Here is a 24,061-nt window from a genome sequence, read left to right on the forward strand (position 1 = left end):
GGCCAATCGATCCCCAGCCGACGACATCAGCTGCGACTGGCAGTAGTCACAACTGATATCGAGCGCAAGGCAAACGAGCCCCGCGGCCGAGAGCGTCAGACGATGAGCGGGCGCTCGACGTCGACCTCGCCGTGCTCGACGAGCCAGCGGACCGCGTCGAGGACCGTCGCCTCGGCCGTGTGGGCGGGCTCGTAGCCGAGCACCCGGCGGGCCTTCTCGGTGCTGAACACCTGACTGCGGGACAGGTGCTCCCAACTCGCACCGGCGTGCTCCGGAGCCGTGGTCTCGCGGAACCGGTCCCACGAGACGGAGTGGAGCCGTGCCTCCTGGCCGAACCACGACGCTGCGAGGTGCGCGTACCCGCGCACGGTGAGCGCCGTCGGGGCGGTGATGAAGCAGTCCTCGCCCGCGGCGGTGTCACGGTGCTCGACCGCCAGCTGGAATGCCTGCGCGACGTCGTCGGCGTGCACGTGCGCCATCGTCTCGGCGCCGAGGCCGGGGACCTCGATCGGCGTCCCCGCCGACAGCCGTGTCAGGACGGTGGTGTCGAGGTTGCCGAGCGGGCCGATCGGCACCCAGCCGGGCCCGCTGATGTGGCCGGGGTGCAGCGAGGTCGTGACGACACCACCTTCGGCGGTTTCATGCTTCAGCATCCGGGCGATGGCGTCCTTCTGCACGCCGTATTCGCCGAACGGCGGGGAGCTGTGCTCCTCGGTGATCGGGAGGACGTGCGAGACCCCGGCGCGCCAGATCGACCCGCAGTGCACGAGGTGCGTGTCCGATCCGCGCAGCGCATCGACGAGCGCCCTGGCCGACGAGAGCGTGAAGCAGACGAGGTCGACGACGGCGTCGGCGCGCATCGCGGCGATCCGCGCGCCGAACGTGCCGTCGCGGTCCTCCTGCTCACGGTCGACGACGACGCGGTCGACCTGCGCCCACTCCGGCGCGTCCGAGTAGGGGGTGCTCGTCCCGCGGGACAGCGCGGTCACCCGGTGTCCGGCTCGGACGAGGCGGGGGACGAGGAACGTGCCGATGTGCCCGGTGGCTCCGATGACGACGATGTGCATGACGGTCACGGTAGGCCGAGGTGCTCTGGATCGTGAGCAGGAACGGTCGGGTCGCCTCGCGCGACCCGACCACTCCTGCTCACGGAGCGGGTCAGGACGCGGTGACGACCTTGACCGAGCCCGCGATGGTCGCGGCGTCCTCGGCGAGCGCGACGACCGGGTCGGGGAGCTTCGTCGTGGCGCCGACGAGCTTGCGGGCACCCCAGCCGACGAAGCTGCCGACGATCGCGCCGACGCCGCCGAGGATCGCGCCCTCGATGCGGAGGTCGCGCTTGCCGGTCGTGCCGAGCGCAGCACCGGCGAGCGCCCCGGAGGCCACGCGGCCGATCAGGCCGGCGGGGGAGATCCGGTTCGGGGTCCCGGGCAGCTTGTCCCCGATGAGCTCGCCGACGGCGGACGCCACGAGCACCCCGCGGCCGAGCGGTGTGCTGAACACCTTCCAGTCCTGCCACGAGCCCTTCAGCGAGGAACGATCGTGGTTCAGCGCCATGACGGCGAGCGGGGTGGCGCTCCGGCCACCGCTCAGGATGCCCAGCGCCAGGGTGCGGACCAGGGTGTGCTGCTCGTGCTGCTTGCTCATCGGTACTCCTGTCGTGTGAGTTCGGAAACTACTCCGCGCTCCTGGACCGCTGAGCCGCCGCGAGTAGCGTCCGCCGCATGAGCAACGTCATCATCCTCGGCGGCCACGGCAAGGTCGCACTCCTCGCCACCAGACTCCTCGCCGACCGCGGCCACACCGTCACCTCGGTCATCCGCGATCCCGACCAGGCCGACGAGATCCGCGCGCACGGCGGCGAACCGCACGTCGCGGACATCCAGCAGCAGACGCTCACCGACTTCGCGGAGCTCATCCACGGGCACGACGCCGTCGTCTGGTCCGCGGGGGCCGGCGGGGGATCGGCCGACCGCACCTGGGCGATCGACCGCGACGCCGCGATCCTGTCGATCCAGGGCGCCGCGAAGGCCGGCGTCGACCGGTACGTGCTCGTCTCCTGGTCCGGTTCGGTCCTCGACCACGGGGTGCCGCAGGACAACGACTTCTTCGCGTACGCGCAGTCGAAGATGATCGCCGACGCGGTCCTCCGCGACTCGGGACTGCGCTGGACCGTCGTCGCGCCGAGCACCCTCACCGACGACGACGGCACCGGCTCGATCGACTGGGACGGTTCCTCGACCGAGGTCCCGCGCGCCGACGTCGCGCACGTGGTGGCGGACGCCGTCGAGAGCGACGCCACGGTGGGGAAGACCATCCGCTTCAACACCGGGTCGACCCCGATCGCCGGCTTCCTCCGCTCGGCGGGCTGAGCACCGTGGCACAAAGTCGCGACCCGTACCGCGGTCGGCTCGCCGTCGTCACCGGCGCGAGCGGCGGGATCGGCGAGTCCCTGGCGGAGGGGCTCGCTGCCGGTGGTGCCGACCTCGTGCTCGTCGCCCGCTCGGCGGACCGGCTCGAGACCGTCGCCGACCGCCTCCGGGCGCGCCACGGTGTCACAGTGCGGGTGCTGCCGGCGGACCTCGCGACCGGGGCCGGCGTCGACTCCGTGATCGAGGCGCTCGACGGCACCCGGGTCGACGTCCTGGTCGCGAACGCCGGCGTGGGCTGGCACGGCTCCTTCGTGGAGCAGCCCGACGACGGCATCGTCCAGCAGATCGCGCTGAACGAGACCGCCGTGGTGCGGCTCGTCCGGGCGTTCCTGCCCGGGATGCTCGCGCGCCGCGTCGGGGGCGTGCTGACGGTCGCGTCGACGGCGTCGTTCCAGCCGACACCGCACATGGCGCTGTACGGCGCGACGAAGGCCTTCGTGCTCTCCTTCACCGAGGCGCTGTGGGAGGAGACCCGGGGCTCCGGTGTCCGGGTCCTGGCGCTCTGCCCCGGCCCGACGTCGACCGGCTTCTTCGAGGCAGCGGGCGGTGGGTCGTTCCTGGAGGGCGGCCGGCAGACCGCGGACGAGGTCGCTCGGGTCGGGCTCGCCGCGTTCGGCCGGAGCGGCGGTCCGACCGTGGTGTCCGGTGCGCGGAACGCCGTGATGGCGGGCGCGCACCGGTTCGTGCCGCGCGGGTTGATGGCGCGGATGTCCGCGATGGTGATGCGATGACGACGCCGACGGTCCTCTTCGTGCACGGCGCCCTGGTCCGCGACGGCGCCTGGTGGTGGCGCCCGACGGCCGCCCTCCTGCGCGATCGCACCGGCGTCGAGAGCCGTGCGGTGGCCCTGCCGTCGTGCGGCGAGACCACGGACGGCGGGGGACTGGCGGAGGACGCCGCCGCACTCCGACGTGCGCTCGACGAGGTCGCCTCGGCGGACGGCACGGCGATCGTCGTCGGCCACTCGTACGGCGGGACGGTGATCGCCGAGGCCGGCCCGCACCCGGCCGTGTCGCACCTGCTGCTGGTGTCGTCCTACCTGCCGCCGGTCGGGGCGACGCAGGGGTCGATCACGTCCGACGAGCCGGACCCCGTCGCCGTCCGGCAGGACGCCGACGGCCGGATCGTCGTCGACGGGTACGACGAGGACACCTTCGGTGCGCGGTTCCTGCAGGACGCCGACGAGCGCACCCGCCGCGAGGGCTGGAGCCGCGTCACGTCGCAGGACGTCCGGGCGTTCGGCACACCGACGACGGCGACCGGCTGGTCGGGCGTCGACTCGACCGCGGTCGTGTGCACCGACGACCGCTCGACCACGGTGGCGCTCCAACGGGCGCACGCCGAGCGGGCGACCCGGTCCGTCGACCTGCCGACCGGGCACCACCCCTTCACGACCCGCCCGGACCTCGTCGTCGAACAGCTCGAGGCGTTCCTGCCCTGACACCGCGGCCGACGCGGACACCACGGACGGCACGACGAGGCCGGTCGGACAGCCCGTTCCACACGTCGGCCCAGACCGATTCGAAGTCCACCGCCCGGAGGTTCCCGGCACGGAGCGCCCGCTCGGTGACGGTGAGTGCCTCCAGCGATCCCCGGAGCAAGCGGACGTCGCCGTGCACCTCGGGCCGACCGTTGCCGTGGAACGTCGTCACGGTGACCGACCGGACCCCCGGCCGGAGTCGCCGGGTGACCCGGGCGAGCACGACGAACCCGAGGCCGTACACGACCACCGCCCCGACGGTGCCGAGCACGGGCGACCCGGCGAGCGCTGCCATCACCGCGACGGCGAGGAGCGCCCCGACGGCCGGCCAGGTCGACCACGCCCGCAGCCGCACCCGCTCGCCCCGCGTCGTGCCGGGCGGGTACACCACCAGCGTCCGGCTGCTCCACATCGTGCGGTCGACCGGGCGGACCGAGCACCGACCCCACACGTGCGGGCCGTCGACCAGCCGGTCCCGGACGTCCGCGACGGTGCTCACAGCGACACCTCCGCACGGACCGGTTCGACGACGTCGCGGTGCCGGATCGCCGCGACGCAGGGGAAGCACACCAGGTCGCCCGCGCGGACGTCGGCCGGCAGCGGTGCGGGGAGCCGGTGGAACGGACCGTCGGTCGATCCGTCGCACGGGGAGACGACGTACTGGCGGATCGCCGGGGCGGTGCTGACCCGGCCGATCAGCCGCACCTGGTCGAGGACCGCGCACCGGGGCAGGACCGCGTCGAGTTCGAGCAGCACCACACCGGTCCGCGGGCGTCGGACGCGGACGACCGACGCGACGGCCACGCTGAGGTCACGCGGCGTCCACGAGCGCGGTCGGTAGCGGGGCGGTGCCTCCTCGGCGGTGTGCACGCACGGGGTGCCCGCCACCGCGGCGAGCCGGACCATCGAGACGGCGGCCACGAGGACGTCGCCCGTGGTCGGTTCGGTGTGCGCTGGCCACAGGGTCGGGTCCATCGGTTCGGGGACGGACGCTCGGAGGGTGGGGAGGATCGCGGTCAGGGTCACCCCTCCACGTTCCGGCGACGGCCGGGGCGTGGGAAGCGTCCTGACGGACTCCTGACGCGCGGGGGCGGTTCCCGTGCGCGGTCCTGACGGGGGGCCAGCAGACTGGAGGCGCGGGGCGGGCCCGCCCCGCGCCTCCAGTCCGGTGTCAGGTGCGGCAGATCACGCGAACTGCGCGTAGAACTCCTCGGGTCCGCGCGCGAGCGATGCCTTCACGGTGGCGCTCCAGTCGTCGACGACGACCTCCGCGGCGTCCCGCTCGACGCCGTCGAGCGACGCTCGTGCGACCTCGGCCGGGTCGACCATCGGGCCCTCGTAGCCGGCCATGATGTCGGTGTCCGCCGCGCCGAGGTGCAGCCCCTGCACCGTGATGCCCGTCGTCGCGAGTTCGAGGCGGACCGCGTTGGTCATGTTCCACTCCGCCGCCTTGGCCGCCGCGTACCCGCCGGATCCCGGGTACACGAACCAGGAGAGCGCCGACAGCACGTTGACGATCCCACCGCCGCCGTTGCGCTCGATGACCGGTGCGAACGCCCGGACCATGGCGAGGTTGCCCCAGAAGTGCGTGTCCATCTCGCGGCGGACGTCGTCGAGCGGGTCCCGCACGAGCGACCCGGTCGTCGCGATGCCGGCGTTGTTCACGAGCAGCGTCACGTCGGACGCCGCGGCGGCCGCGGCGTCGATCGAGGCCTGGTCCGTGATGTCGAGCGGCAGGACCTCCACGCCCGCGATGTCGACCAGCTCGGGGCGCCGCGCGGTGGCGTAGACCTTGGTCGCTCCGCGCTCGAGCAGCTGCAGCACGAAGCGTCGTCCGATGCCCCGGTTCGAGCCCGTGACGAGGGCGACCGATCCAGCGATGTCCATGGGGTTTCCTCCTGCCGGGCGGGCACTTCCCGCGGCGGCTCGGCTACGCTAAGACCTGACATCCGTGTGAGGTGCAAGGGAGAATCGTGCGCATCGGAGACCTCGCTGCCGCGACCGGGGTGAGCGTCCGCTCGCTCCGGTACTACGAGGAGCAGGGACTGCTCCCGGCGACCCGGACGCCCAGCGGACAGCGCGTCTACCCGGTACCCGCGATCGAGCGGGTCGAGCTCATCCAGCAGCTGTTCGCCGCCGGACTCCCCAGCCGCACGATCATGCAGCTCCTGCCGTGCGTGGACGCCGGCCGGGCGACCCCGGAGTCGTTCGCCCTGCTCGTGTCCGAGCGTGACCGGATCACGGCGCAGCTCGCCGAGCTCGAGGCCGCTCGGGACCGCCTCGACGAGGTCATCGCGATCTCGGAGCACCCCACGCCCGAGCACTGCCCGGCGCTCCGGGAGCCGCAGACGCAGGCGGCCTGAGGATCAGCCGAGCACGGCGTCCGCGATCTGCCGCGCTGCCTGCTCGGCCGTCGTGTCCGTGGTGTCGACCACCTCGGCCGCGTCGTGCAACCACGTGCGCGCTGCTTCGGCGTAGGGCTCGACGCGGCTGAAGCGGAAGGACGACGGCCCCAGGTCCGTGTCGTTCTGGATCCGGTCCCGCAACGTGTCGGTGTCGGCGTGCAGCACGAAGTGCCGCACCGGGATGCCGTGTGCCGCCAGCCCGTCCGCGATCTCGCGCCAGTACCGTTCGACCAGGACCGTCTGCGGCATCACGAGCGTCCCGCCGGCGTAGTCGAGCACGCGCCGGGCGGTCTCGACGACGAGCGGCCGCCAGGGGTCCCAGTGCTGGAAGTCGTCCGTCGCCCGCAGGGTCGGGCGGATGTCCATCAACGTCTCGCCGACCTTCTCGGGGTCGAGGACCCGAGCGTCCGGCAGCAGCGGCTGGAGGAGGCGGCTCGTGGTGGTCTTGCCGACACCGTGGGTGCCGTTGATCCAGACGATCGCGGGGTCGCTCATGCCCCCAGTGTGCCGTTCGGGCCGACCTCGAGGTGCGCGTAGTCCGGCAGGTCGATCGCATCGGCGGGCGGCGTGAAGAACCGGTCGCCCAACCGCCCGACCAGCGGCGTCGACCCGATGCGGACCGCGACACCGAACGCCGCGATGCCGAGCCGGGACTTCGGGTTGGCGACGCGCGGGGTGCCCGGCGGCAACTGCTGTGCCTGCGCGACGTAGGGCCGCATGATGCGCTCGTACCCGCGGAGGGCGTCCCGGTGGTCGACGTGCGCCGCGAGTTCGCCGGCGAGGACGTACGCGCCGGTGAGGGACAGGCTCGTGCCCATCCCGCTGACGGGCGACGCGCAGTACGCGGCGTCGCCGACCAGGGCGACCCGGCCGTCCGACCACCGCGGGGCACGCACCTGGCCGATGGACTCGGAGTACAGGTCGTCGGACCGGTCGAACCCCTCGAGGACCCGGCGCGCCTCCCACCCGGCGTCGGCGAACAGCGTGTGCAGTCGTCGACGCTGGGCGTCCAGGTCACGACGTTCGGACCCGGCGCGCTCGTGCTTCCGGTCGGTCACGATCGACATCGCCGCACGGATCGTGCCGTGTGCGTCGGGGCGGAGCGTGATGGACCGGCCACCCGGGGCGTTGTACCAGCGCCACCAGTCGTCGTCGGCGGCCGTCCGGGGGATCGTGCCGTAGGTCGTCTCGAGGCCGAGCGACCGGATCTCGGGTTCGTCGCCGAAGACGAGCCGTCGGGTGCTCGACCCGATGCCGTCCGCGGCGACGACCAGGGCGAACCGCTCGTCGGGCGCGTGCTCGAACGACACGGTGGCACCGGCGTGGTCCTGCGCGATGCCGGTGATCCGGTCGCCGTACCGGTACTCCGTGGTGTCGGTCGTCCGGTCGACGAGCAGCCGGGCGAGGTCACCGCGCAGGACCTCGAGCTCGGCCGTTGCCCCGCCGGAGTCGGACGTGCCCGCGGGGAACTCGGCCACCGTCCGGCCGCGCGGCCCGACGAACCGGGTGCCGACCTCCCCCGTGGTCGCCGCCCGGATGTCGTCCTCGATGCCCATCCGGCGGGACACCTCGCGGCCGGCGCCGCGGACGTCGACGTTCTGCCCACCGGTGCGGAGCTCGGGCGCCCGTTCGACGATCACCGTGTCGTACCCGTACCGGTGCAGCCAGTACGCCAGGGCGGGTCCGGCGATGCTCGCCCCGGAGATCAGGACGCGGCCGCGGGTGGTGGGGTGCATGGTGCCTCAGATCGTTGATTACCAATGAGATTGGCAATCTACACGACTACCATGGGAGTCGTGCCGCACGAGGACCCCCCACACGACGACATCCGCTCGCGGGTGCGGCAGGTGACCGTCCGGCAGCAGCGCTTCGAACGGCACCTCGCGCGGCGGCTCGAGGTCGACACGGCCGGGCTCGCGGCGATGGACCACCTCATCGAGGACGGGCCGGCGACCCCGACGGAACTGGCACACCGGCTGGAGGTCTCGACCGCCGCGATGACGCTCGTCCTGAACCGGCTCGAGTCCGCCGGCCACGTCCGGCGCGACCGGCACCCGAGCGACGGGCGGAAGCTCGTGGTCACCGCCGTCGACCGCTCCTCGGACCGCGCGTACGACCTCGTCCAGCCGCTGATCGACGGCATCGAGACCCTCGTCGACGGGATGGACGCCCGGCAGCGCGCCGCGGTCGCGACGTTCCTGGACGGCCTGATCCGGGTCTACGACGACGCCACCGACTGACGGCAGGCACCTGGCGGGCCCGCACCGCTCCTCCCGTCCGTCCGTCCGTCGCAGATCGCGACTACCGTGCGGTGCGTGCCGGACGTCACCACCCCGCTGTTCCTCGTCGCCGCCGGGATCGTCGCCGGGGTCATCGGCACCGCCGGTGGCATCACCTCGCTCGTCGCATACCCGGCGCTGCTCGCCGTCGGCATCCCGCCCCTCGCCGCGAACGTCACGAACTCCGTCGCGCTCATCGGCTCCGGACTGAGCTCGGCCCTCCGCGCCGGACCGGACATCGTCGGGCACGGGCGGACCATCCGGACGTGGCTGCTCGCCTCCGTCGCGCTCTCGCTCGCGGGTGCCGCCCTGCTCGTCGTGACCCCGGCCGACGTCTTCGACCGGATCGTCCCGTTCCTCGTGGCCGCCGGGTCCCTCGTGCTCCTGCTGCAGCCCGCGATCACCCGGTGGCAGACCGCACGCGGGCGCGGGCTGTCCCGGCCGGTCGTCGGGGCGGCCGGAGCCGGCGTGGCGGTCTACAACGGGTACTTCGGTGCCGGGTCCGGCATCCTGCTCATCGCCCTGCTCCTGCTGACGACCGAGCCGGTGCTGCACCGGGCGAACGCGCTGAAGAACGTCATCCTCGTCGCGGCGGACATCCTGCCGGCCGTGCTCTTCGCCGTGCTCGGAGCGGTCGTGTGGCACGCGGCGATCGCCCTCGGGATCGGTGCCGTGGTCGGCGGGTTGATCGGGCCGTCGGTGGCGCGACGGGTGCCGGCTGCGGTGCTCCGCGTGCTCATCGCGTGCTGCGGGTTCGTGCTGGCGGTGTACCTGTTCGTCACCGCGTGACGGTCGGGCTGGGCGCGCTCAGGCTCGACGCCCCACGTACCGCCCACGCCCGTGCCGCCGGTCCGAGATCGCGACGAACAGCCACAGCACCCCGATGCCCAGCCAGATCCCCCCGGCGATCCAGCGCCAGACCCCCTCGGCGCCGACCGCCAGGCCGATCCACACGAGACCGATCGCGATCCAGACCACGCCCTGCCAGACCCACGGTCGCCCGACGATGGTGCGCCACAGGGCCTCTCCGTCAGCGTCGTCGCTCATGCGGCCAGGCTAGCCCCCGCGCACCATCGCGTCGATGGTCCGCATGGCCGTGGCGAAGATCGTCAGCACCGGGTTCACCCCACCGTTCGTGACGTGCACCGAGCCGTCGGCGACGCGGAGGTTCTCGTGGCCCCACACCCGACCGGACGGATCGACGACCGACGTCGCCGGGTCCGCCCCCATCCGGAGCGTGCCGGCCTGGTGCTGCCCGCCGCTCGTCCCGTGCACCGGACCGTGCAGTTCGGCGACCCGCTTCGCGCCCGCGGCCCGCAGCCAGTCGCCGCTCCGGGCACTGGTGTGGTCGCGCGCGCGGACGTCCTCGGGGTGCACGCCACCGCTGAACCACGCCACGGGGACGCCGTACCGGTCGGTCACGGACGGGTCGACGCGGACGCGGGCGTCGGCGGTCGTGACCTCCTGGACCGGACCCATGATCCGCATGCTCCGTCGGGCGAGGTCGCGCATGGCGTGCTTGCCGGCCAGGCCGGACCGGGGGATGAGCCCGGTGCCGACGAGGTACTGGTACGTGTTCGACGGCGTCGCGATGAACTCGTTCGCCAGGATCCCGCCGCCGACCTGACCGTGCACGCCGTGCCGGAAGTCGGTGGTGGCGATGGACGGCCCGGGTCCGAGCCCGTCGTCCACGACGTCGTCGAAGATCCCCATGGCGCCGCCGTACACGTGCCCCTGCACGTGCCGGCCGACCTGGTCCGTCCCGTTGCCGATGCCGTCCGGCTCCCGGTCGCTGCGGCTGTTGAGCAGCAGGCGGGCGGACTCCACGGCGCCCGCGGCGAGGACGACCTCCGCGGCGTCCACGTCCGTGCGCAGGTCCCGCCCGTCGACGGTCCCGACGATCGTCACGCCGACCACCCGACCGGCGTGGTCGGTCCGCAGCCGGGCGACGCGGCTGCCGAGCAGGATCGAGGCGTTCCCGGTCGCGAACGCCCGGGTGAGCATGGTGTTCTGGCTGCCGTTCTTGGCGTCCACCGGGCACGCGAACCCGACGCACATCCCGCACTGCTCGCACGCCCGGCGTCCGAGGTACGGGGTCGAGTTGATGAGCAGCGGCACGTGCACGGTCGAGATGCCGAGGGCGTCCGCCGCGCCCGCGAGCCGGTCGCGTGCGGCCCCGGAGGGGAGCGGTGCCATCGGGAACGACCGCGAACGCTGCCCGGCCCAGGGCCCGTCGGAGTCGCCGCCGCTGACGCCGACCTCCCACTCCGCCCGCACGTACCAGGGTTCGAGCTCGTCGTAGCCGAACGGCCAGTCCGCCAGGCTGCTACCGTCGGGGACCCCGTACGTCGACGCCATCGTGAAGTCCCGCGGGCCGAACCGCCACGCCTGCGCGCCGTACACCCGGGTGCCGCCACCAGCCGTGAAGGCGTTGTTGTGCCAGCCCGGGGACGACGGCCGGAGCACCAGCTGCGTCCGTCCCTCGGACACCGTGCGCGGGTTGCCTGCCTCGGCGGGCCCCGACCGGGGCGCCACCCCCCACGTCGACCGGGGGCTCCGGAGGTGGTCGCTGCTGAGTTCGGCGGTACCCGGCCACTGCCCGGCCTCGACCACCAGCACCCGGCGTCCGGACTCGGCCAGGCCGCACGCCGCGACACCGCCGCCGGCGCCGGACCCGACGACGATCGCGTCGTACCGGTCGGCGAGCTGCGACGGGTGCACCACCGCGGGCTGCGCCGTCGGGACGGGGACCGGGACGCTCCACCCGTCGGGCGGTCCGGGCTGCCAGCCGACCATCGCCCAGGAGCGTTCCCCGGCGTTGCCGCCGTTCGCCGCGTCCGCGTAGTAGCCGGCGGACACGAGCTCGGCGAACCAGGTCCAGTCCGGGTCGTCGTCGCCGGTCGCGCCGTCCAGGACCGCTCGGAGCCGGTCGGTCCAGTCCGGTCGGTCGCCGAGGACGTTCGCGAGGAAGTCCAGCGCCCCGGCTTCGGAGGCCGACGGGTACTCGTCACCCGGCAGCACCTGGTCGACCAGCGCGCGCAGACGCGTCGCGTGCTCCTGGACGAACGTCCGTCCCGTCATCGGTGACCAGCCCTCCGGGCTGCTCCGCTGCGGCCCGCGACCACCGTACCGGGGTGGGTCGCGGCGGTCGGTGGCGACCGGACCGGGAGGCGCGGTGTGCGACGGACGCGCACCGTGCCTCCCGGCCGGGTCGCGTCGTGACGCGCGTCAGGCGCGGTCGTGGAGGGTCACCTGGTAGCCGTCGGGGTCGGCGAAGGTGAAGGTCCGGCCGAACGGGCCGTCGATCGGCGCGGCGACGATGGTGTGTCCATCGGCGACGAGGGCGTCGTGGATGGCCTGCACGTCGGTCGCGTGCAGCCAGATCGCGGCCCCGATGCCGGGCTGCGGGACCGAGTCGAGGTCGGTGCCGGGGACGGTGTCGCGGAGGGCGAAGGCGATCGGGGTGGTCTCGAAGACCACTGCGTGCGGCGGTCCGGCCTGCGAACGGACGAGGCCGAGGTACTGCTCGTAGAACGCCTGCGACGCGTCGAGGTCGCGGGTCTGCAGGGAGATGAAGTCGGGGCCGGTCACGGGCATGGGGTGCTCCTTCGTTGGGTGTCAGTCTTCTGACACGGACGAACCTATGTCAGACTACTGACATGAGTCAAGACCCTGATCGCATCGACCTCGACTCGTCGCTGGGCTACCTGCTCAAGGAGGCGTCGAGCGCCCTCCGGGCCGCGATGGAAGCGGTGTTGCGCCCCCTCGGACTGACCGTGACGCAGTACTCCTGCCTCGAGTTGCTCGCCCAGCGGCCCGGCCTGTCGAACTCCGACCTGGCGCGGGGCGCCTTCGTGACACGGCAGTCGATGAACGTCCTGCTGCAGGCGTTCGAACGGGACGGCCTGGTGACCCGGCCGTCCGCGGCGCCGGTGGGGAAGGCACTCCCGACACGGTTGACGGCGGCGGGGCAGCGGACGCTCGAGCAGGCCTCGGCGGCGGTGCGCGGCGTCGAGGTGCGGATGCTCGGCGGGATGAGCGCGCAGGAGCAGACAGCGGCGCTCAGCGCGCTGCGGAGCATGGTGCGGGCGCTCCGCGAGGACTGATCGCTGGGCACCGTTCACCCCGACTGCGCATCAGGACGACGAGAGCGCGTGGTGCGCCCTGCGCACTCGTCGTCCCGGCGAGCAGGACGGCTCACTGGTGCGGCGTCACCGCGGACATCGCACCCCCGGCGAGCGCCGCGTACGCCGCGGCCGCTCCCGTCGGCACCCGCCGGAGCGTCCCGTCGGCGGTCTCCTCGAGTCGGATGAGCCCCATCCGGCGCAGGTACGGCTCCTTCGCCGCCGATGCCGACCGGGCCGTGACCACGTCGTCCGACAGCTCGAACTCCTCGACGTTCCGGCCGCCCGAGGCGTAGGACCAGTCCACGAAGTCGAACACCGGCCACCACGTCCACCCGCGCACGTCGACCCCGTCGGCGACCACCGAGCGCACGGCCTCGACCGAGTCCCGCGCCCAGGCGCTCCGGCGGTCGTCGTCGCCCTCCGTGCTCGTCTCGGTGACGAGCATCGGCAGCCCGTACCGGTCCCCGAAGGACCGCAACGACTCCTGCAGCCCGGAGGCCCACCGGTCGTGGGTGTGCTGCACGGTGCCGTCGGGGGTCGCGACGAGCGTGCGCGGGGACAGGTCGGGGTAGTAGTTGACGCCGAGCAGGTCGATCGCGACCGCGCCGTCGACGAGCGCGGCGAGCGCTGCGGGTCCGGCTCCGTGCCGCACCAGCCAGTCGTGGGAGCGGTGGTCCGGGGTGACGCGTCCGAGCACGAGGTCGGTCGGGACCGTCCCGAGGTCGTTGAGGAGCGCGGCCTCGGACACGAGGCCGGCGGGCGCTCCCGGCCCCGCGGAGAACAGCGACGACGCCTCCACGTGCACGATGCGCACGCCCGGGTGCACGGCACGCATCGCGGTGACCGACCGTTGGATGCCCGACGCGATCCCGAGCACGACCCGGGTCCACCCCTCCCACCCGTGCAGCGCCGGCGGCCAGACACCGCGGAGTCCGGCGAACGACGCCGTCGTGATCGGCTCGTTGAGCGGCGTGACGTGGTCGACGACCCCGGCGTACCGAGCGGCGAAGGCCGCAGCGAAGGCCGCGACCGCGTCGGGGTAGCCCGGGTCGGCGAACGCGTCCTCGAGCCACGTCGGGGTGCCGTAGTGCACGAGGTCGGCGATCACCGTGAGTCCGAGCCCGGCCGCGTACGGCAGCCGTTCGTCGAGCACCGACCAGTCGAAGACGCCCGGTGCGACGTGCACCCGCGGCCAGTCGACCCCGTACCGCAGTGCGCTCGCCCCGAGGTCCCGCACGTGGTCGAGGTCGGCACGCCAGGCGTCGTCGTGTCCGGTCAGGCGGTGCTCGTCGAGAGGGGCCATCGCGAACCGTGCGGGCGGGTAGACGCAGGTGTCCTCGATCCCGGCGATCCACGTGAACGTCCCCGGTGCGAACGCCGGCTCGCGGCTGCTCACTTCAACCCCGTGGTGGCGACGCCTGCGACGAAGAACTTCTGGGCGAAGAAGAACCCGAGCGCGATCGGCAGCAAGGAGATCACGGCACCGGCGAGCAGGACGGCGTGGTCGGTGACGTGCGCGCCGCCGAACAGCGTCAGCCCGGCCGGCAGCGTGAGCATGTCGTTCGAGGTCGTCACGACGAGCGGCCAGAGCAGGTCGTTCCAGAGCGCCATGCCGTTCAGCACCGCGACCGTCGCGATCGCCGGCTTCGCCAGGGGCAGGATCACCTGCCAGTAGATCCGCCAGTGCCCGGCGCCGTCGATCCGTGCGGCCTCGTCGAGTTCGGTGGGGATGTCGATGAAGAACTGCCGGAACAGGAAGATCCCGAACGCGCTCGTGGCCCGGGGGATGATGAGCCCCTGGTAGGTGTTCAGCCAGCCGAGGTGGAACAGCTCGACGAACACCGGGATGAGCGTCACCTGGAACGGCACCATGAGCGTCGCGATGACGAGCACGAACGCGACGTTCCGCCCGACGAACCGCATCCGGGCGAGGGCGTAGGCGCACATGGAGTCGAACAGCAGCGTCAGCACGGTGGTCACGACGGTGAACACCAGGGAGTTCAGCAGCAGCCGGAGGAACGGCAGCTGCGACCAGACGCCCTCGTAGCCGTGCAGGGTGAGGCTCGTCGGCAGGAGCGACGCCGGGTGGCCGAACAGGTCGGCCTCGGAGCGGAACGACCCGCTCACCATCCAGACGAACGGCACGAGGGCGAAGACGAGTCCGACCCCGAGGTACACCCACTTCAGGACGGACAACGCGCTGCGCGCGCCCGGCCTGGAGGCACGGCGCCGGTCCGGCGCGCGGCGTCCGGTCGTCGGGACGGTCGCGCTGGTCCGGGGCCGGGTCCGGAGGTCGGCCTCAGTCGACATCGTCGTACCGGAAGAGCCGGAGCTGGAGGAGGGAGATGAGCATGATGATCACGAAGAGGACCCAGGAGATGGCCGACGCGTAGCCGGTCTGGTAGTTGACGAACCCGTCGCGGTAGAGCAGGTTCACGAGCGTGTCGGTGTGGAAGACGGGGCCGCCCCCGGTCATCACGTACACGAGGTCGAAGACCTGGAACGACTGGATCGTCAGGATCATCGACGTGAAGAGCATGGTCGGGCGGATGCTCGGCAGCGTGATCCGCCAGACCGTCTGCCACCGGTTCGCGCCGTCGAGCTCGGTGGCCTCGTACCGTTCGGCCGGCACGCCCTTCAGCCCGGCGACGAAGAGGATCATCGCGAAGCCGATGCTCTTCCACACCGACACGAAGATGATCGTCGGCAGCGCGAGCGAGGTGGACTGCAGCCAGGCGACGCTCGGCAGCCCGAGCATCGTCGTGATGCCGCCGACCAGCCCGATGTCGGGATCGAGCAGGAACTTCCACACGAGCCCGATCGTGACGAGCGACACGATCGTCGGGAAGAAGAACACCGACCGGACGATCCGGTTCGCCAGGGTGTCCCGCTGCAGCAGCAGGGCCGCGACGAAGCCGAGGACCACGAGCAGCACGACCGAGACGATCGTGTACTCGAGCGTGATCCGCAGCGCGTTCCAGAACTGCTGGTCGTGGAACAGCTGCACGTAGTTGCCGAAGCCGACGAACGGCTGCGAGACCGCGCCGACGGTCCAGTCGAAGAACGAGTAGTAGAGCGACCGGAGGATCGGGAAGACGACGAACGCGCCGAGGATGAGCAGCGACGGCGCCATGAAGAGCCAGGCCGGCTGGAACCGACGCGGTCGGCGGCGGGTGGGGCGTGCCTCCCGGCTGCTGGACCGGCCGGAGGCCGCGGCCCCGTCACGCGGCGTGCGTGGCGGGGCCGAGCCGGTGAGCTGGTCGGTCACTGGCTGCAGCCCGTGAGACCGTCGATCGTCTGACCGGCGGACTTGGTGGCGTCCTCGAGCGACTTGCCGCGGGTGATCTCGCCGATCAGCGGGACGTACCCGTCGGAGTCGACCTTCGTGGCGTTCGGGACGTGCGGCAGGTACAGGCGCGAGTCCGGCACCTGGCTGGCGAAGACGGACACCGTGGGGTCCGCCGTGAGCTTCGCGTCGTCGGACAGGTCGGTGCGCAGCGGCGGGAAGCCGGTCTGCAGGGAGAACTTCTGCTGCGCGTCCTTCGACGTCCAGTAGGCGAGGAACTCCTGTGCCTGCTTCGGGTACTTCGTCTTCGCCGAGATCGACAGCGGGGCGATCGAGCCGAGCGTGGTGGACTTGCCGTCGACGCCGACCGGGACCTTCACGATGCCGAGGTCGATGCCGGCCGACTCGTAGCCGGGCGCCGCCCACGGACCGTTGATCTCCATCGCGGCCTTGCCGGCCGAGAACAGCGAGTCCGCCTCGGCACCGGTGAGTCCGACCGGGCTGACCTTGTCCTTCGCGACCAGGTCCGCCCAGGTCTTCAGGGACTGCTGCCCGTCGCTCGACTGCACCACGCTGCAGTTCTTGCTGTTCACGATGTCGCCGCCCTCGAGCCACTGCAGCACCGGCCACATCTGGATCGTCTGGTTGTCGGCGAGTGCGATGCCGTACTTGCCACCGGTCGTGAGCTTCTGCGCGTCGGTGGCCATCTCCTGCACGGTGGTCGGCGGGTTGCTGATGCCGGCGTCCGCGAAGAGCTTCTTGTTGTAGTACAGGCTCAGCGTGGCGAAGTTGGCCGGGACGCCGTAGAGCTTGCCGTCGTAGGTGAACTCCTTGACGGTGCCGGGGGCGAACGCATCGGTGTTGATCTTGCCGTCGCCGCTGCCCGTGTCGGTGATGGCCATCACGGAGTTCGTCTTCACGTACTGGGCGACCGCGTTCGGGTCCGAGCTCACCGCGGCGACGTCCGGACCCTGGCCGGTCAGCCAGGCCGAGGGCAGCTTCTGCTGGATGGTGTCCCACGGCTGGACGGTCATCTCGACCGTGATGTCCGGGTGGGCCTTCTCGAAGTCCTTGACGATCGTGGCGTAGCCGGGGCGGTCGCCGCCGGTGAACCCGGTCCAGACCTTGAGGGTGACGGGGCCGCTCGTGCTGGCGTTGCCGCCGGCCGAGCAGCCGGAGAGGGTGAGGGCCGCCGCGGCGGCGACGGCGCCGATGGCGAGGGCGGTGCGTGCGTGCTTCATCGGGAACGCTCCTTTGCGTTGCAGTGCTCGCGGGATGAGGGTGGGGGGGTTGTTCGGGCGCGGGGTTGTTCGGGCGTGGGGGTTGTTCGGGCGTGGGGGTTGTTCGGGTCGGGCGTCTCGGGACCGGGTCGGGCCTGCGTCGGGGTCAGGTGCGGACGCGCTCGGCGTCCGGGTCGCACCCGCAGGACCGGCGGAGCACGAGCTCCACGGGGAGCTCGGTGTGCGCCGGCTGGCCGCCACGGTGGTCGACCAGGGCGAAGAGCCGCTCGGTCGCGATGCGGCCCATCTCCTCGGCGGGGACGCGCACGGTCGTGATGCCGGGCGTCGTCACCCGTGCGAGACCGAAGTCGTCGAAGCCGACGACCGAGACGTCCCCCGGCACGTCGACGCCCGCACGACGCAGGGTGTGCAGGCCACCGACCGCCATGTCGTCGTTCGCGAAGACGACGCCGTCCGGACGGGTCGACGGGTCTCCTCGGAGCATCTGCTCCATCGCGGTGGCGCCCGAGGTCTCGGAGAGGTCGCCCTCGATGACGGCGACGTCGGTGAGGCCGTGGCGCCCGGCAGCCCGGAGGAAGCCGTCACGACGGTCGAGGCCGGTCTGGTGGTCGAGCGTGCCGGTGACGTGGAGCAGGCGGCGGCGTCCGTGCACCTCGACGAGGTGGTCGACGAGCCGCTCGGTCGCGGCGACGTCGTCGATGCCGACCGTGACGGCGTCGGCCAGGTGCGGGTAGTTGCCGATGAGCACGGCGGGCAGGCCGCTCGCGACGAGGCCCTGCACGTGGTCGTCGTCGATCGCGGCGCTCGTGACGATGGCGCCGTCGGCCGTCCGGGAGCGCATCACGCGCTCGTAGGCGACGTCCCCGGAGCTCGTGTCGGCGTTGGTCGACACGATGACCTGCGCGTCGTGCGCGTTCGCCGCGGTCGACATCCCGGTGAGGACGTGCATGAAGTACAGGTGGCCGAACACGTGCGCGGACGAGTTGGGGACGATGAGGGCGACGGCGTCGGCGCGCTGGCTGCGGAGCGCCCGGCCGGCGGAGCTGGGGACGTACCCGAGCTCGTCGGCGGCCTGCTTGACGGCGGCGCGGGTGCGCTCGCTGATCCGGTCGTGGCCGGCGAGCGCCATGCTGGCGGCGGCGGACGTCACGCCGACCTTCGCGGCGACGTCCTTGAGGGTGACGGACTTCGGCATGGTGATCGCCTCCTCGGAGTGGGTGCTGCTTTATCGATTAACTGCGTTCATCATGCACCTGCTTAATCGATGAAGCAAGCGTTGTCCGGAAAGTGCTCGGTGACGGACTGGAGGCGCGGTGCCAGCTGGCACCGCGCCTCCCGTCCGTCGGTGGGATCAGTTGAAGCTGAACACCTGCGGCGCCTGGTTGTTGCAGTCGTAGAGCTGCAGCGGCGTCTGGTTCGCGGTGTTGCCCGACGGCACGTCGAGGCACCGACCGGACTGCGGGTTCAGCACGGACCCGTTCGACTGCGGCACCCACTGCTGGCCGCCGACGCCGTTGCACGTGTACAGCTCCAGGTGCGAGCCGTTCGCGGTGGCGTTGCCGTCGACGTCCAGGCAGCGCCCGAGCGTCCGGATGGTGTGGTCGGCCGAGTTGTACGCCCACTGCTGGTCGGTGGTCTGCTCGTCGGTCAGCAGCGTCTGGCAGTCGTAGACCTGGACCTGCTGGCCGTTCTGCTGCAGGTCGTTGCCGGCCACGTCGACGCACTTCGACCCGATCGTCTTGATCGGGACGGCGGCGACGAACTTCTGCGCCTGGTTGCCGTTGCAGTCGTAGATCTGCAGCGCCGTGCCGTTCGCGGTGTTGCCCGACGGGTCGTCGAGGCAGCGTCCGGACTGCGGGTTCTTGATCGACCCGTCCGGTTGCACGATCCACTGCTGCCCGCCGACGCCGTTGCAGTCGTAGAGCTCGACGTGGGTGCCGTTCGCCGTCCCGTTGCCGTTGATGTCCAGGCATCGGCCGAGCGTGCTGAGCGTGTGCGCGCCGTACACGTTGCCGAGCCAGTGCTGGTCGGCCGCGAGCGTCTGGCAGTCGTACAGCTGCACGACCGCGGTGTTGCCACCGGTGTCGTCACCGGCGACGTCGACGCACTTGCCGCCGGGTCCGGTGATCGCCGCACCCGGACCGCCGCCCGTCGAGACGCCCTGGTAGTTCTGCGCCACGACGTTCGACTGCACGGCGTTGTCCGCCGCGTCGGAGGAGTACCCGGTGGTCATCACGCCCTCGAAGAACGACTGCGTCCCGCGGTTCGAGTTGTCGCCGCCGGCACCCAGCACGATCGAGCCCTCGAGCTTCATCGGCGTGTAGCCCTGCCCGTCGCCGTCCTTGTCGGTCGGCAGCGCGCCCTCGTACCACTTGGACAACGACCCGGACTGCGCGTTCCCGCCCTTGAGCGCGAAGTTCGCGACGCCGTCGTTCTTGAGCAGCGCGGTGACGAACTTCGACGTGTTGCCGGTGTTCGCGGTGTTGATCGCGGTCTTGCCCTCGTAGACACCGTTCTCCAGGTCGGCCTGCACCCACGGGCCGCGTCCTGCGCTGCCCGTGCCGTTGAGCATGGACAGGTTCAGGGCGTCCATGTGCCCCTTGCCGGTGTCCTTCTCCTGCGTCTCGACGTTGCCGAAGTCCGAACAACAGCCGTGGTTGACGTTCGTGCCGCTCGCGACCTCGTACATCGACTCCGGGCTGGCACCCCGCGCCGTGCCCTTCGCCAGCGTGCTCGAGATGCGGTACGCGACCCCCGGCGGCATGAAGACGCCGTACGCCTTGTGCCCGGCGACGGTGATCGGCAGGGCGGTGGCACTCGCGGCGACGTTCGCGGGGCCCGCGTCACCGGCCGGCGCGACGGTCAGGTCGTTGTGGTTCGACGACTGGTCGTAGATCTTCGGGATCGTGCACGTCGTGCCGGAGCAGAACGCGTCCTGCGTCGCCGCGTTCGCGTACCCGCCCGCGGCCAGCAGCCCGACGTTGGTGGTCGCACCGTCCGAGGCGCGCTGCACCTGGTAGAGCGGGCCGTTGTAGGAGGAGTACAGCGCCCGGGTGGAGCTGTACGCGGCGACGCACGAGGTGCCGGCGCTGCCGTAGGTGTCGCAGGGGCCGTTCGTCGCGGCGCTGGCGGTGCTCGCGCCGAGTGTCGTGGTGAACAGGCTCCCGGCGATGAGCGCGAGGGCTCCGAGTGTGGCGGTGACTCTGCGCCGTGGTCTCGAGATCGACCCGATGTGCATGGTGGTGCGTCCTTCCGAGCGTCGTTGCTGAGGGGGATCGGTTGATCGTCGGGTGGGTGCTTAATCGATTAACCTTAGTCAACGCTACTCCGCGGGTGAGCGCTTGTCCGATGGGCTGGACGCCTACCGCGCGAGCAGCCCGTCGACGACCAGGTCGAGCAGGTGTGGCACCTGCTCCGCCGCCGATGCCCCGAGTCGCCACAGGAACGCGACCAGCGCGAGCAGATCCGCCGGCGAGACGTCCGCGCGGAGGACGCCGACGCGCACCCCGGCCGCCAGGAGCACCCCGATCGCATCGACGATCTCGTCGACCTGCTCGTCGTGCAGCTGCTGCCGGGTCGCGGCGTCGAGGACGTCGGCCAGCGCGTGCTTCTGGTACCCGAAGCCGGCGAGCTCGTCGAGCCACGACCGGAGGGCGCGCTCCTGCGCCGACCCGGCTGCCAGCGCGCGCGCCGACGCGACCAGTCCCTGGAAGTCCTCGCGGTAGACCTCCGCGAGCAGTGCCTCCCGGCTGGGGAAGTGGCGGTAGATCGTGCCCTGGCCGACCCCCGCGAGTCGCGCCAGCGACTGCATCGTGGTCGTCGCGTCGGCGCGCAGCGCGTCGCGCGCGACCTCGACCAGGCGAGCGCGGTTGCGTTCCGCGTCGGCGCGGCGGGGTGATTGCGAAACGGACATGTGTCCGCTAGCCTCCTCAGTGAATCGGACGAGTGTCCGTTTGACACTACCGGAGGGAACGCCGTGGACCGCATCGCAGGGAAGGTTGTCGCCGTCACCGGCGCGTCCAGCGGCATCGGGGAAGCGACCGCACGACACCTCGCCGCGCGGGGCGCGAAGGTCGTCCTCGGCGCCCGTCGCGTCGAGCGGCTCGCGTCCGTCGTCCAGCAGATCACCGACGCGGGCGGGGAAGCGATCGCGGTCGAGACCGACGTGCGCAGCCGGGAGGCACTGCACGCCCTGGTCGCGTCGGCCCGGTCACGATTCGGTCGCCTCGACGTGCTCCACCAGAACGCCGGCAGCATGGCGGTGTCCCCGTTCGACGCGCTCGACGTCGACGGTTGGCAGCAGATGGTCGACGTGAACCTGGTCGGGGTCCTCAACGGGATCGCCGCTGCCCTGCCGGTGTTCCGCGAGCAGGGTTCCGGGCACTTCGTGCACACCGCGTCGACCTCGGCGCACCGCATCGTCCCTGCGCAGGGCGTCTACGCGGCGACGAAGACCGCCGTCCGGGTGCTCAGCGAGGCCCTCCGGCAGGAGGCCGGGTCCGACCTGCGGGTCACCGTCGTGTCGCCCGGGTTCACGGCGACGGAGGGCGTCACGAAGACCGACGACCCGGAGCAGCGTGCGGCGCTCGAGGCCCGGCGGGACGCCATCGCGATGCCGGCGTCGGCGGTGGCAGCGGCCGTTGCCTACGCGATCGCGCAGCCAGCGGGGGTCGACGTGGGCGAGGTGGTGGTCCGGCCGACGGCGCAGGACTGAGGCTCGACCGTCGTCGGTCGTCGTCGGTCGTCGTCAGTCGTCGTCGGCCGTTCGCGGCCGGTGTCGGCCGTCTCCGGACGGGTCCGCCGTCGTCGGCCAGGATGGGCTCGGACCCGTCTGCCCGAAGGAGCGCGCGTGCGCATCACCGTCTACGTCGTGACCGTCGTCGTCACATCGGCCCTCGCCGTCGGCGCTGGCCTGCTCGTCGCGCTCGCCTTCCGCAGCGGCCCGGACTGGACGGTGATCGCTGCGAGTGCCGCAGCCCCCTTCTTCGTCTTCGGGCCGCTCGCCCTCGGGGTCGTCGCCGCGTTCTGGGATCCATCCTCCCGCGACGGACGGTCGTTCTCCCGGTGGTGGTTCCTCGGTGTGGTCGGTGTCGACGTTGCCGCGGCGGTCGTCGTCATCGTGGCGTCCACCGCAGCCGGCACACCAGCGTGGGTCCCTGCCGTGCTGATCGCGGCCGGCGCAGCGCTCGTCGCGGCCGCGCGCCCCGTGGGAGCACTGGTCCGGCGGACCGAACGGCCGCTGCGGTCCGGCCCGTGGGATGCTGCGGCGCTCGGCATCGATCCCGCTACCGTGCGCCGGAAGACCAGGACCGTCGTGATCACCTTCGTGGTCGCAGCGGCCGTCGCGACCGTGGGCGTCGTGCTCCTCGACACCCTCGCCGACGGTCGGAAGGACATCGCCGCGAGCGCGCTCGTCGCCGGCCAGTTGGCGTTCACCGCCGCCGCGTTCGCCGGCGCGCTCGTGGCGACCCCGTACGCACAGACGTTGCGCGACCTCGGCGGCCGCGACCTCGGCCGACTCCGACGGTTCGGGAAGGTCGTGCTCCGCGGGAAGGACCTGCCGCTCGGACCCGACGAACAGATTGCGGCGGTCCGGTACGCCGCCGTCGCGCAGGTGTCGATGCGACTCCAGACCACGTTCCTGCTCCTGCTCTACGTCGGGATCGCCTGCCAGTTCGTGTCGCAGCTGCTGCGCGGTTCGCTCGGAGCCCTGCCCGCGACGATCCTCGTGCTGATGGTGGCCGTGCTCGCGTTCACCCTGCCCCTGACGGTGCGACGGATCCGTCGAGCCCGTGCGTACGTGGCACGGCACGAGGACGACGCGGGCGCTGACCCTGCCGCCACAGTCGTCCCTGGTCATCAGGGCGAGCGCGACTGATCTCCGTCGTCGCCGACGCTCCGAGCTGGACGGCGATCTCCATGCACCGGATGCGGGCCGCCGAGAAGTCGTACGGCATCGTCCGGATCGTCTGCGCTGCAATCGTCGCGCGGGAAGCCGACCCTGATGAGCGATCGGGCACCCCCGCGTCGCTCGGGTGCATCGCATCCCACTCCGCCGCGATCGCCTCGTCCTCCTCCAGCTGACCGGACTCCTCGACCACGCGCATCAGAGCGGACTCGAAGGCGTGCCGCTCGGCGGCCAGCGTCGCGACCAGGGGATCGTCGACGGCGACGGTGTCGTCGAGCGCCTCCTCGGCGGCATCGAGACGATCGGACTCGGCGCGTAGTTCGGGGTGCAGGGCCAGGGCGACGAACCGCCCCGCCTGGATGGCCGCGCCGAGCGGGCCGAAGATCCGCTCGGTGACGAGCAGGACGTCGAGATCGTCCTGCCGGATCGCGTGCTCCGGTGCGTTGGCGAGGCGGTCGGACACCAGCCCGTCCAGCAGACCGCGACGACGGCCGAGTGATCGCATGCGGTGCACTGCCACCCGCTTCCGTTGCAGCTCGGCCTCCTGGGCGGCGAGGGTGGCCTCGAGTCGCGCAAGGACGTCCGGGATGCCGGCGCTTTCCGGGGTGACTGCTTCGTCCGAGGTGGCGCCTTCGTGCGGGGCGGCGGCGACCGGGGTGACGTCTGCGAACGCTGCGCGGATGTCGTCGAGGGCGATCCCGGCGTCCGCCATCCGGCGGATCCAGAGCAGCCGGATGATCTCCTCGGAACCGTACCGACGGCGACCGTCGCTTCCGCGTTCACGCTCGGGGAGCAAGCCGATCTGGTGGTAGTGGCGGATCGCTCGTGGGGTGGTGCCCACGAAGGCGGCGGCGTCCCCGATGAGGACCAGACGGGGCGGGATCTGGAACGAGTGCATGGTCC

The 24,061-nt window shown here is 72.0% G+C and carries 26 protein-coding genes; 8 read left to right on the forward strand and 18 right to left on the reverse strand.

Going from position 1 to position 24,061, the window contains the following annotated elements:
* Positions 1-95: 95 nt before the first annotated feature.
* Entirely contained in the window at positions 96-1,067 is a 972-nt protein-coding gene (locus ACRQ4B_RS02485) for an NAD-dependent epimerase/dehydratase family protein (protein ID WP_439693129.1), read from the reverse strand.
* Positions 1,068-1,158: 91 nt separating this feature from the next.
* Positions 1,159-1,647 (reverse strand): DUF4126 family protein, encoded by a 489-nt coding sequence (locus ACRQ4B_RS02490; protein ID WP_439693130.1) that lies wholly within the window; start codon positions 1,645-1,647, stop codon positions 1,159-1,161.
* A 77-nt stretch (positions 1,648-1,724) separates the two neighbouring features.
* Here ACRQ4B_RS02490 and ACRQ4B_RS02495 point away from each other — a divergent pair, with 77 nt between their 5' ends.
* The 3 genes from ACRQ4B_RS02495 to ACRQ4B_RS02505 are packed head-to-tail and all read left to right on the forward strand — an operon-like array spanning position 1,725 to position 3,873.
* Positions 1,725-2,372 carry an SDR family oxidoreductase gene (locus tag ACRQ4B_RS02495; RefSeq protein ID WP_439693131.1) on the forward strand — a complete coding sequence of 216 codons (648 nt, stop codon included), beginning with the start codon at positions 1,725-1,727 and terminating at the stop codon, positions 2,370-2,372.
* Positions 2,373-2,377: 5 nt separating this feature from the next.
* The gene (locus ACRQ4B_RS02500) at positions 2,378-3,163 is read left to right on the forward strand and encodes an SDR family NAD(P)-dependent oxidoreductase (RefSeq protein WP_439693132.1); all 786 of its coding nucleotides are present in this window, start codon (positions 2,378-2,380) and stop codon (positions 3,161-3,163) included.
* The gene (locus ACRQ4B_RS02505; protein ID WP_439693133.1) at positions 3,160-3,873 is read left to right on the forward strand and encodes an alpha/beta fold hydrolase; all 714 of its coding nucleotides are present in this window, start codon (positions 3,160-3,162) and stop codon (positions 3,871-3,873) included. Before ACRQ4B_RS02500 ends, ACRQ4B_RS02505 begins: the two co-directional genes overlap by 4 nt.
* On the opposite strand, the gene ACRQ4B_RS02510 is transcribed toward ACRQ4B_RS02505, so the two are convergent.
* The 3 genes from ACRQ4B_RS02510 to ACRQ4B_RS02520 all read right to left on the reverse strand — a co-directional run bounded on the left by ACRQ4B_RS02510 (position 3,821) and on the right by ACRQ4B_RS02520 (position 5,799).
* Positions 3,821-4,411, reverse strand: coding sequence for a DUF6611 family protein (locus ACRQ4B_RS02510; RefSeq protein WP_439693134.1), 591 nt, complete (start codon positions 4,409-4,411; stop codon positions 3,821-3,823). The two genes, ACRQ4B_RS02505 and ACRQ4B_RS02510, sit on opposite strands and share 53 nt — an antisense overlap.
* Positions 4,408-4,938: a hypothetical protein gene (locus tag ACRQ4B_RS02515; protein ID WP_439693135.1), complete on the reverse strand. Its 531-nt coding sequence runs from the start codon at positions 4,936-4,938 to the stop codon at positions 4,408-4,410. The genes ACRQ4B_RS02510 and ACRQ4B_RS02515 overlap by 4 nt, the downstream gene beginning before the upstream one ends.
* A 159-nt stretch (positions 4,939-5,097) precedes the next feature.
* The gene (locus ACRQ4B_RS02520; protein WP_439693136.1) at positions 5,098-5,799 is read right to left on the reverse strand and encodes an SDR family oxidoreductase; all 702 of its coding nucleotides are present in this window, start codon (positions 5,797-5,799) and stop codon (positions 5,098-5,100) included.
* Between the two features lie 86 nt (positions 5,800-5,885).
* On the opposite strand from ACRQ4B_RS02520, the gene ACRQ4B_RS02525 reads away from it, so the two are divergent.
* Positions 5,886-6,275, forward strand: coding sequence for a MerR family transcriptional regulator (locus ACRQ4B_RS02525; RefSeq protein ID WP_439693137.1), 390 nt, complete (start codon positions 5,886-5,888; stop codon positions 6,273-6,275).
* A 3-nt stretch (positions 6,276-6,278) separates the two neighbouring features.
* Here the strand turns inward: ACRQ4B_RS02525 and ACRQ4B_RS02530 are convergent, their stop codons facing one another.
* A complete protein-coding gene (locus tag ACRQ4B_RS02530; RefSeq protein WP_439693138.1) occupies positions 6,279-6,812 on the reverse strand; it encodes an AAA family ATPase in 534 nt (177 codons plus the stop codon).
* Entirely contained in the window at positions 6,809-8,053 is a 1,245-nt protein-coding gene (locus ACRQ4B_RS02535; RefSeq protein ID WP_439693139.1) for an FAD-dependent monooxygenase, read from the reverse strand. The genes ACRQ4B_RS02530 and ACRQ4B_RS02535 overlap by 4 nt, the downstream gene beginning before the upstream one ends.
* 60 nt (positions 8,054-8,113) lie before the next feature.
* Between ACRQ4B_RS02535 and ACRQ4B_RS02540 the strand changes: the two genes are divergently transcribed.
* Both ACRQ4B_RS02540 and ACRQ4B_RS02545 read left to right on the forward strand, forming a co-directional pair.
* Positions 8,114-8,557, forward strand: coding sequence for a MarR family winged helix-turn-helix transcriptional regulator (locus tag ACRQ4B_RS02540; protein WP_439693140.1), 444 nt, complete (start codon positions 8,114-8,116; stop codon positions 8,555-8,557).
* Between the two features lie 75 nt (positions 8,558-8,632).
* Complete coding sequence (locus tag ACRQ4B_RS02545) at positions 8,633-9,385, forward strand: sulfite exporter TauE/SafE family protein (protein WP_439693141.1); 753 nt, start codon at positions 8,633-8,635, stop codon at positions 9,383-9,385.
* A gap of 18 nt (positions 9,386-9,403) precedes the next feature.
* On the opposite strand, the gene ACRQ4B_RS02550 is transcribed toward ACRQ4B_RS02545, so the two are convergent.
* The 3 genes from ACRQ4B_RS02550 to ACRQ4B_RS02560 form a co-directional block, all read right to left on the reverse strand.
* Positions 9,404-9,643, reverse strand: coding sequence for a hypothetical protein (locus ACRQ4B_RS02550; protein WP_439693142.1), 240 nt, complete (start codon positions 9,641-9,643; stop codon positions 9,404-9,406).
* 9 nt (positions 9,644-9,652) lie between these two features.
* Positions 9,653-11,677, reverse strand: a complete 2,025-nt coding sequence (locus ACRQ4B_RS02555) for a GMC oxidoreductase (RefSeq protein ID WP_439693143.1) — start codon at positions 11,675-11,677, stop codon at positions 9,653-9,655.
* A gap of 147 nt (positions 11,678-11,824) precedes the next feature.
* Positions 11,825-12,193, reverse strand: a complete 369-nt coding sequence (locus ACRQ4B_RS02560) for a VOC family protein (protein ID WP_439693144.1) — start codon at positions 12,191-12,193, stop codon at positions 11,825-11,827.
* Positions 12,194-12,255: 62 nt separating this feature from the next.
* Between ACRQ4B_RS02560 and ACRQ4B_RS02565 the strand changes: the two genes are divergently transcribed.
* Entirely contained in the window at positions 12,256-12,702 is a 447-nt protein-coding gene (locus ACRQ4B_RS02565) for a MarR family winged helix-turn-helix transcriptional regulator (RefSeq protein ID WP_439693145.1), read from the forward strand.
* A 91-nt stretch (positions 12,703-12,793) separates the two neighbouring features.
* On the opposite strand, the gene ACRQ4B_RS02570 is transcribed toward ACRQ4B_RS02565, so the two are convergent.
* The 7 genes from ACRQ4B_RS02570 to ACRQ4B_RS02600 all read right to left on the reverse strand — a co-directional run bounded on the left by ACRQ4B_RS02570 (position 12,794) and on the right by ACRQ4B_RS02600 (position 21,163).
* Positions 12,794-14,119 carry a family 1 glycosylhydrolase gene (locus ACRQ4B_RS02570; RefSeq protein ID WP_439693146.1) on the reverse strand — a complete coding sequence of 442 codons (1,326 nt, stop codon included), beginning with the start codon at positions 14,117-14,119 and terminating at the stop codon, positions 12,794-12,796.
* Positions 14,116-15,033: a carbohydrate ABC transporter permease gene (locus ACRQ4B_RS02575; RefSeq protein ID WP_439693147.1), complete on the reverse strand. Its 918-nt coding sequence runs from the start codon at positions 15,031-15,033 to the stop codon at positions 14,116-14,118. Before ACRQ4B_RS02575 ends, ACRQ4B_RS02570 begins: the two co-directional genes overlap by 4 nt.
* Positions 15,023-15,991, reverse strand: coding sequence for a carbohydrate ABC transporter permease (locus tag ACRQ4B_RS02580; protein WP_439693148.1), 969 nt, complete (start codon positions 15,989-15,991; stop codon positions 15,023-15,025). Before ACRQ4B_RS02580 ends, ACRQ4B_RS02575 begins: the two co-directional genes overlap by 11 nt.
* Positions 15,988-17,250 (reverse strand): sugar ABC transporter substrate-binding protein, encoded by a 1,263-nt coding sequence (locus tag ACRQ4B_RS02585; protein WP_439693149.1) that lies wholly within the window; start codon positions 17,248-17,250, stop codon positions 15,988-15,990. Before ACRQ4B_RS02585 ends, ACRQ4B_RS02580 begins: the two co-directional genes overlap by 4 nt.
* A gap of 145 nt (positions 17,251-17,395) precedes the next feature.
* Positions 17,396-18,445 carry a LacI family DNA-binding transcriptional regulator gene (locus ACRQ4B_RS02590; protein WP_439693150.1) on the reverse strand — a complete coding sequence of 350 codons (1,050 nt, stop codon included), beginning with the start codon at positions 18,443-18,445 and terminating at the stop codon, positions 17,396-17,398.
* A gap of 156 nt (positions 18,446-18,601) precedes the next feature.
* Complete coding sequence (locus tag ACRQ4B_RS02595; protein ID WP_439693151.1) at positions 18,602-20,488, reverse strand: arabinofuranosidase catalytic domain-containing protein; 1,887 nt, start codon at positions 20,486-20,488, stop codon at positions 18,602-18,604.
* A 123-nt stretch (positions 20,489-20,611) separates the two neighbouring features.
* Positions 20,612-21,163 (reverse strand): TetR/AcrR family transcriptional regulator, encoded by a 552-nt coding sequence (locus ACRQ4B_RS02600; RefSeq protein WP_439693152.1) that lies wholly within the window; start codon positions 21,161-21,163, stop codon positions 20,612-20,614.
* Between the two features lie 63 nt (positions 21,164-21,226).
* On the opposite strand from ACRQ4B_RS02600, the gene ACRQ4B_RS02605 reads away from it, so the two are divergent.
* Entirely contained in the window at positions 21,227-21,964 is a 738-nt protein-coding gene (locus tag ACRQ4B_RS02605) for an SDR family oxidoreductase (protein ID WP_439693153.1), read from the forward strand.
* A gap of 1,039 nt (positions 21,965-23,003) precedes the next feature.
* On the opposite strand, the gene ACRQ4B_RS02610 is transcribed toward ACRQ4B_RS02605, so the two are convergent.
* Positions 23,004-24,056, reverse strand: coding sequence for a MerR family DNA-binding transcriptional regulator (locus ACRQ4B_RS02610; protein WP_439693154.1), 1,053 nt, complete (start codon positions 24,054-24,056; stop codon positions 23,004-23,006).
* Positions 24,057-24,061 lie beyond the last annotated feature (5 nt).

Source organism: Curtobacterium sp. SP.BCo, from assembly GCF_051903265.1.
GTDB lineage: Bacteria > Actinomycetota > Actinomycetes > Actinomycetales > Microbacteriaceae > Curtobacterium.

Bases quoted from the DNA above. Each gene is read 5' to 3' on its own strand.
- ACRQ4B_RS02485 (WP_439693129.1), bottom strand. From the start codon at position 1,067: ATGCACATCGTCGTCATCGGAGCCACCGGGCACATCGGCACGTTCCTC.
- ACRQ4B_RS02490 (WP_439693130.1), bottom strand. From the start codon at position 1,647: ATGAGCAAGCAGCACGAGCAGCACACCCTGGTCCGCACCCTGGCGCTG.
- ACRQ4B_RS02495 (WP_439693131.1), top strand. From the start codon at position 1,725: ATGAGCAACGTCATCATCCTCGGCGGCCACGGCAAGGTCGCACTCCTC.
- ACRQ4B_RS02505 (WP_439693133.1), top strand. From the start codon at position 3,160: ATGACGACGCCGACGGTCCTCTTCGTGCACGGCGCCCTGGTCCGCGAC.
- ACRQ4B_RS02520 (WP_439693136.1), bottom strand. From the start codon at position 5,799: ATGGACATCGCTGGATCGGTCGCCCTCGTCACGGGCTCGAACCGGGGC.
- ACRQ4B_RS02530 (WP_439693138.1), bottom strand. From the start codon at position 6,812: ATGAGCGACCCCGCGATCGTCTGGATCAACGGCACCCACGGTGTCGGC.
- ACRQ4B_RS02535 (WP_439693139.1), bottom strand. From the start codon at position 8,053: ATGCACCCCACCACCCGCGGCCGCGTCCTGATCTCCGGGGCGAGCATC.
- ACRQ4B_RS02550 (WP_439693142.1), bottom strand. From the start codon at position 9,643: ATGAGCGACGACGCTGACGGAGAGGCCCTGTGGCGCACCATCGTCGGG.
- ACRQ4B_RS02555 (WP_439693143.1), bottom strand. From the start codon at position 11,677: ATGACGGGACGGACGTTCGTCCAGGAGCACGCGACGCGTCTGCGCGCG.
- ACRQ4B_RS02560 (WP_439693144.1), bottom strand. From the start codon at position 12,193: ATGCCCGTGACCGGCCCCGACTTCATCTCCCTGCAGACCCGCGACCTC.
- ACRQ4B_RS02565 (WP_439693145.1), top strand. From the start codon at position 12,256: ATGAGTCAAGACCCTGATCGCATCGACCTCGACTCGTCGCTGGGCTAC.
- ACRQ4B_RS02575 (WP_439693147.1), bottom strand. From the start codon at position 15,033: ATGTCGACTGAGGCCGACCTCCGGACCCGGCCCCGGACCAGCGCGACC.
- ACRQ4B_RS02585 (WP_439693149.1), bottom strand. From the start codon at position 17,250: ATGAAGCACGCACGCACCGCCCTCGCCATCGGCGCCGTCGCCGCCGCG.
- ACRQ4B_RS02590 (WP_439693150.1), bottom strand. From the start codon at position 18,445: ATGCCGAAGTCCGTCACCCTCAAGGACGTCGCCGCGAAGGTCGGCGTG.
- ACRQ4B_RS02595 (WP_439693151.1), bottom strand. From the start codon at position 20,488: ATGCACATCGGGTCGATCTCGAGACCACGGCGCAGAGTCACCGCCACA.
- ACRQ4B_RS02600 (WP_439693152.1), bottom strand. From the start codon at position 21,163: ATGTCCGTTTCGCAATCACCCCGCCGCGCCGACGCGGAACGCAACCGC.
- ACRQ4B_RS02610 (WP_439693154.1), bottom strand. From the start codon at position 24,056: ATGCACTCGTTCCAGATCCCGCCCCGTCTGGTCCTCATCGGGGACGCC.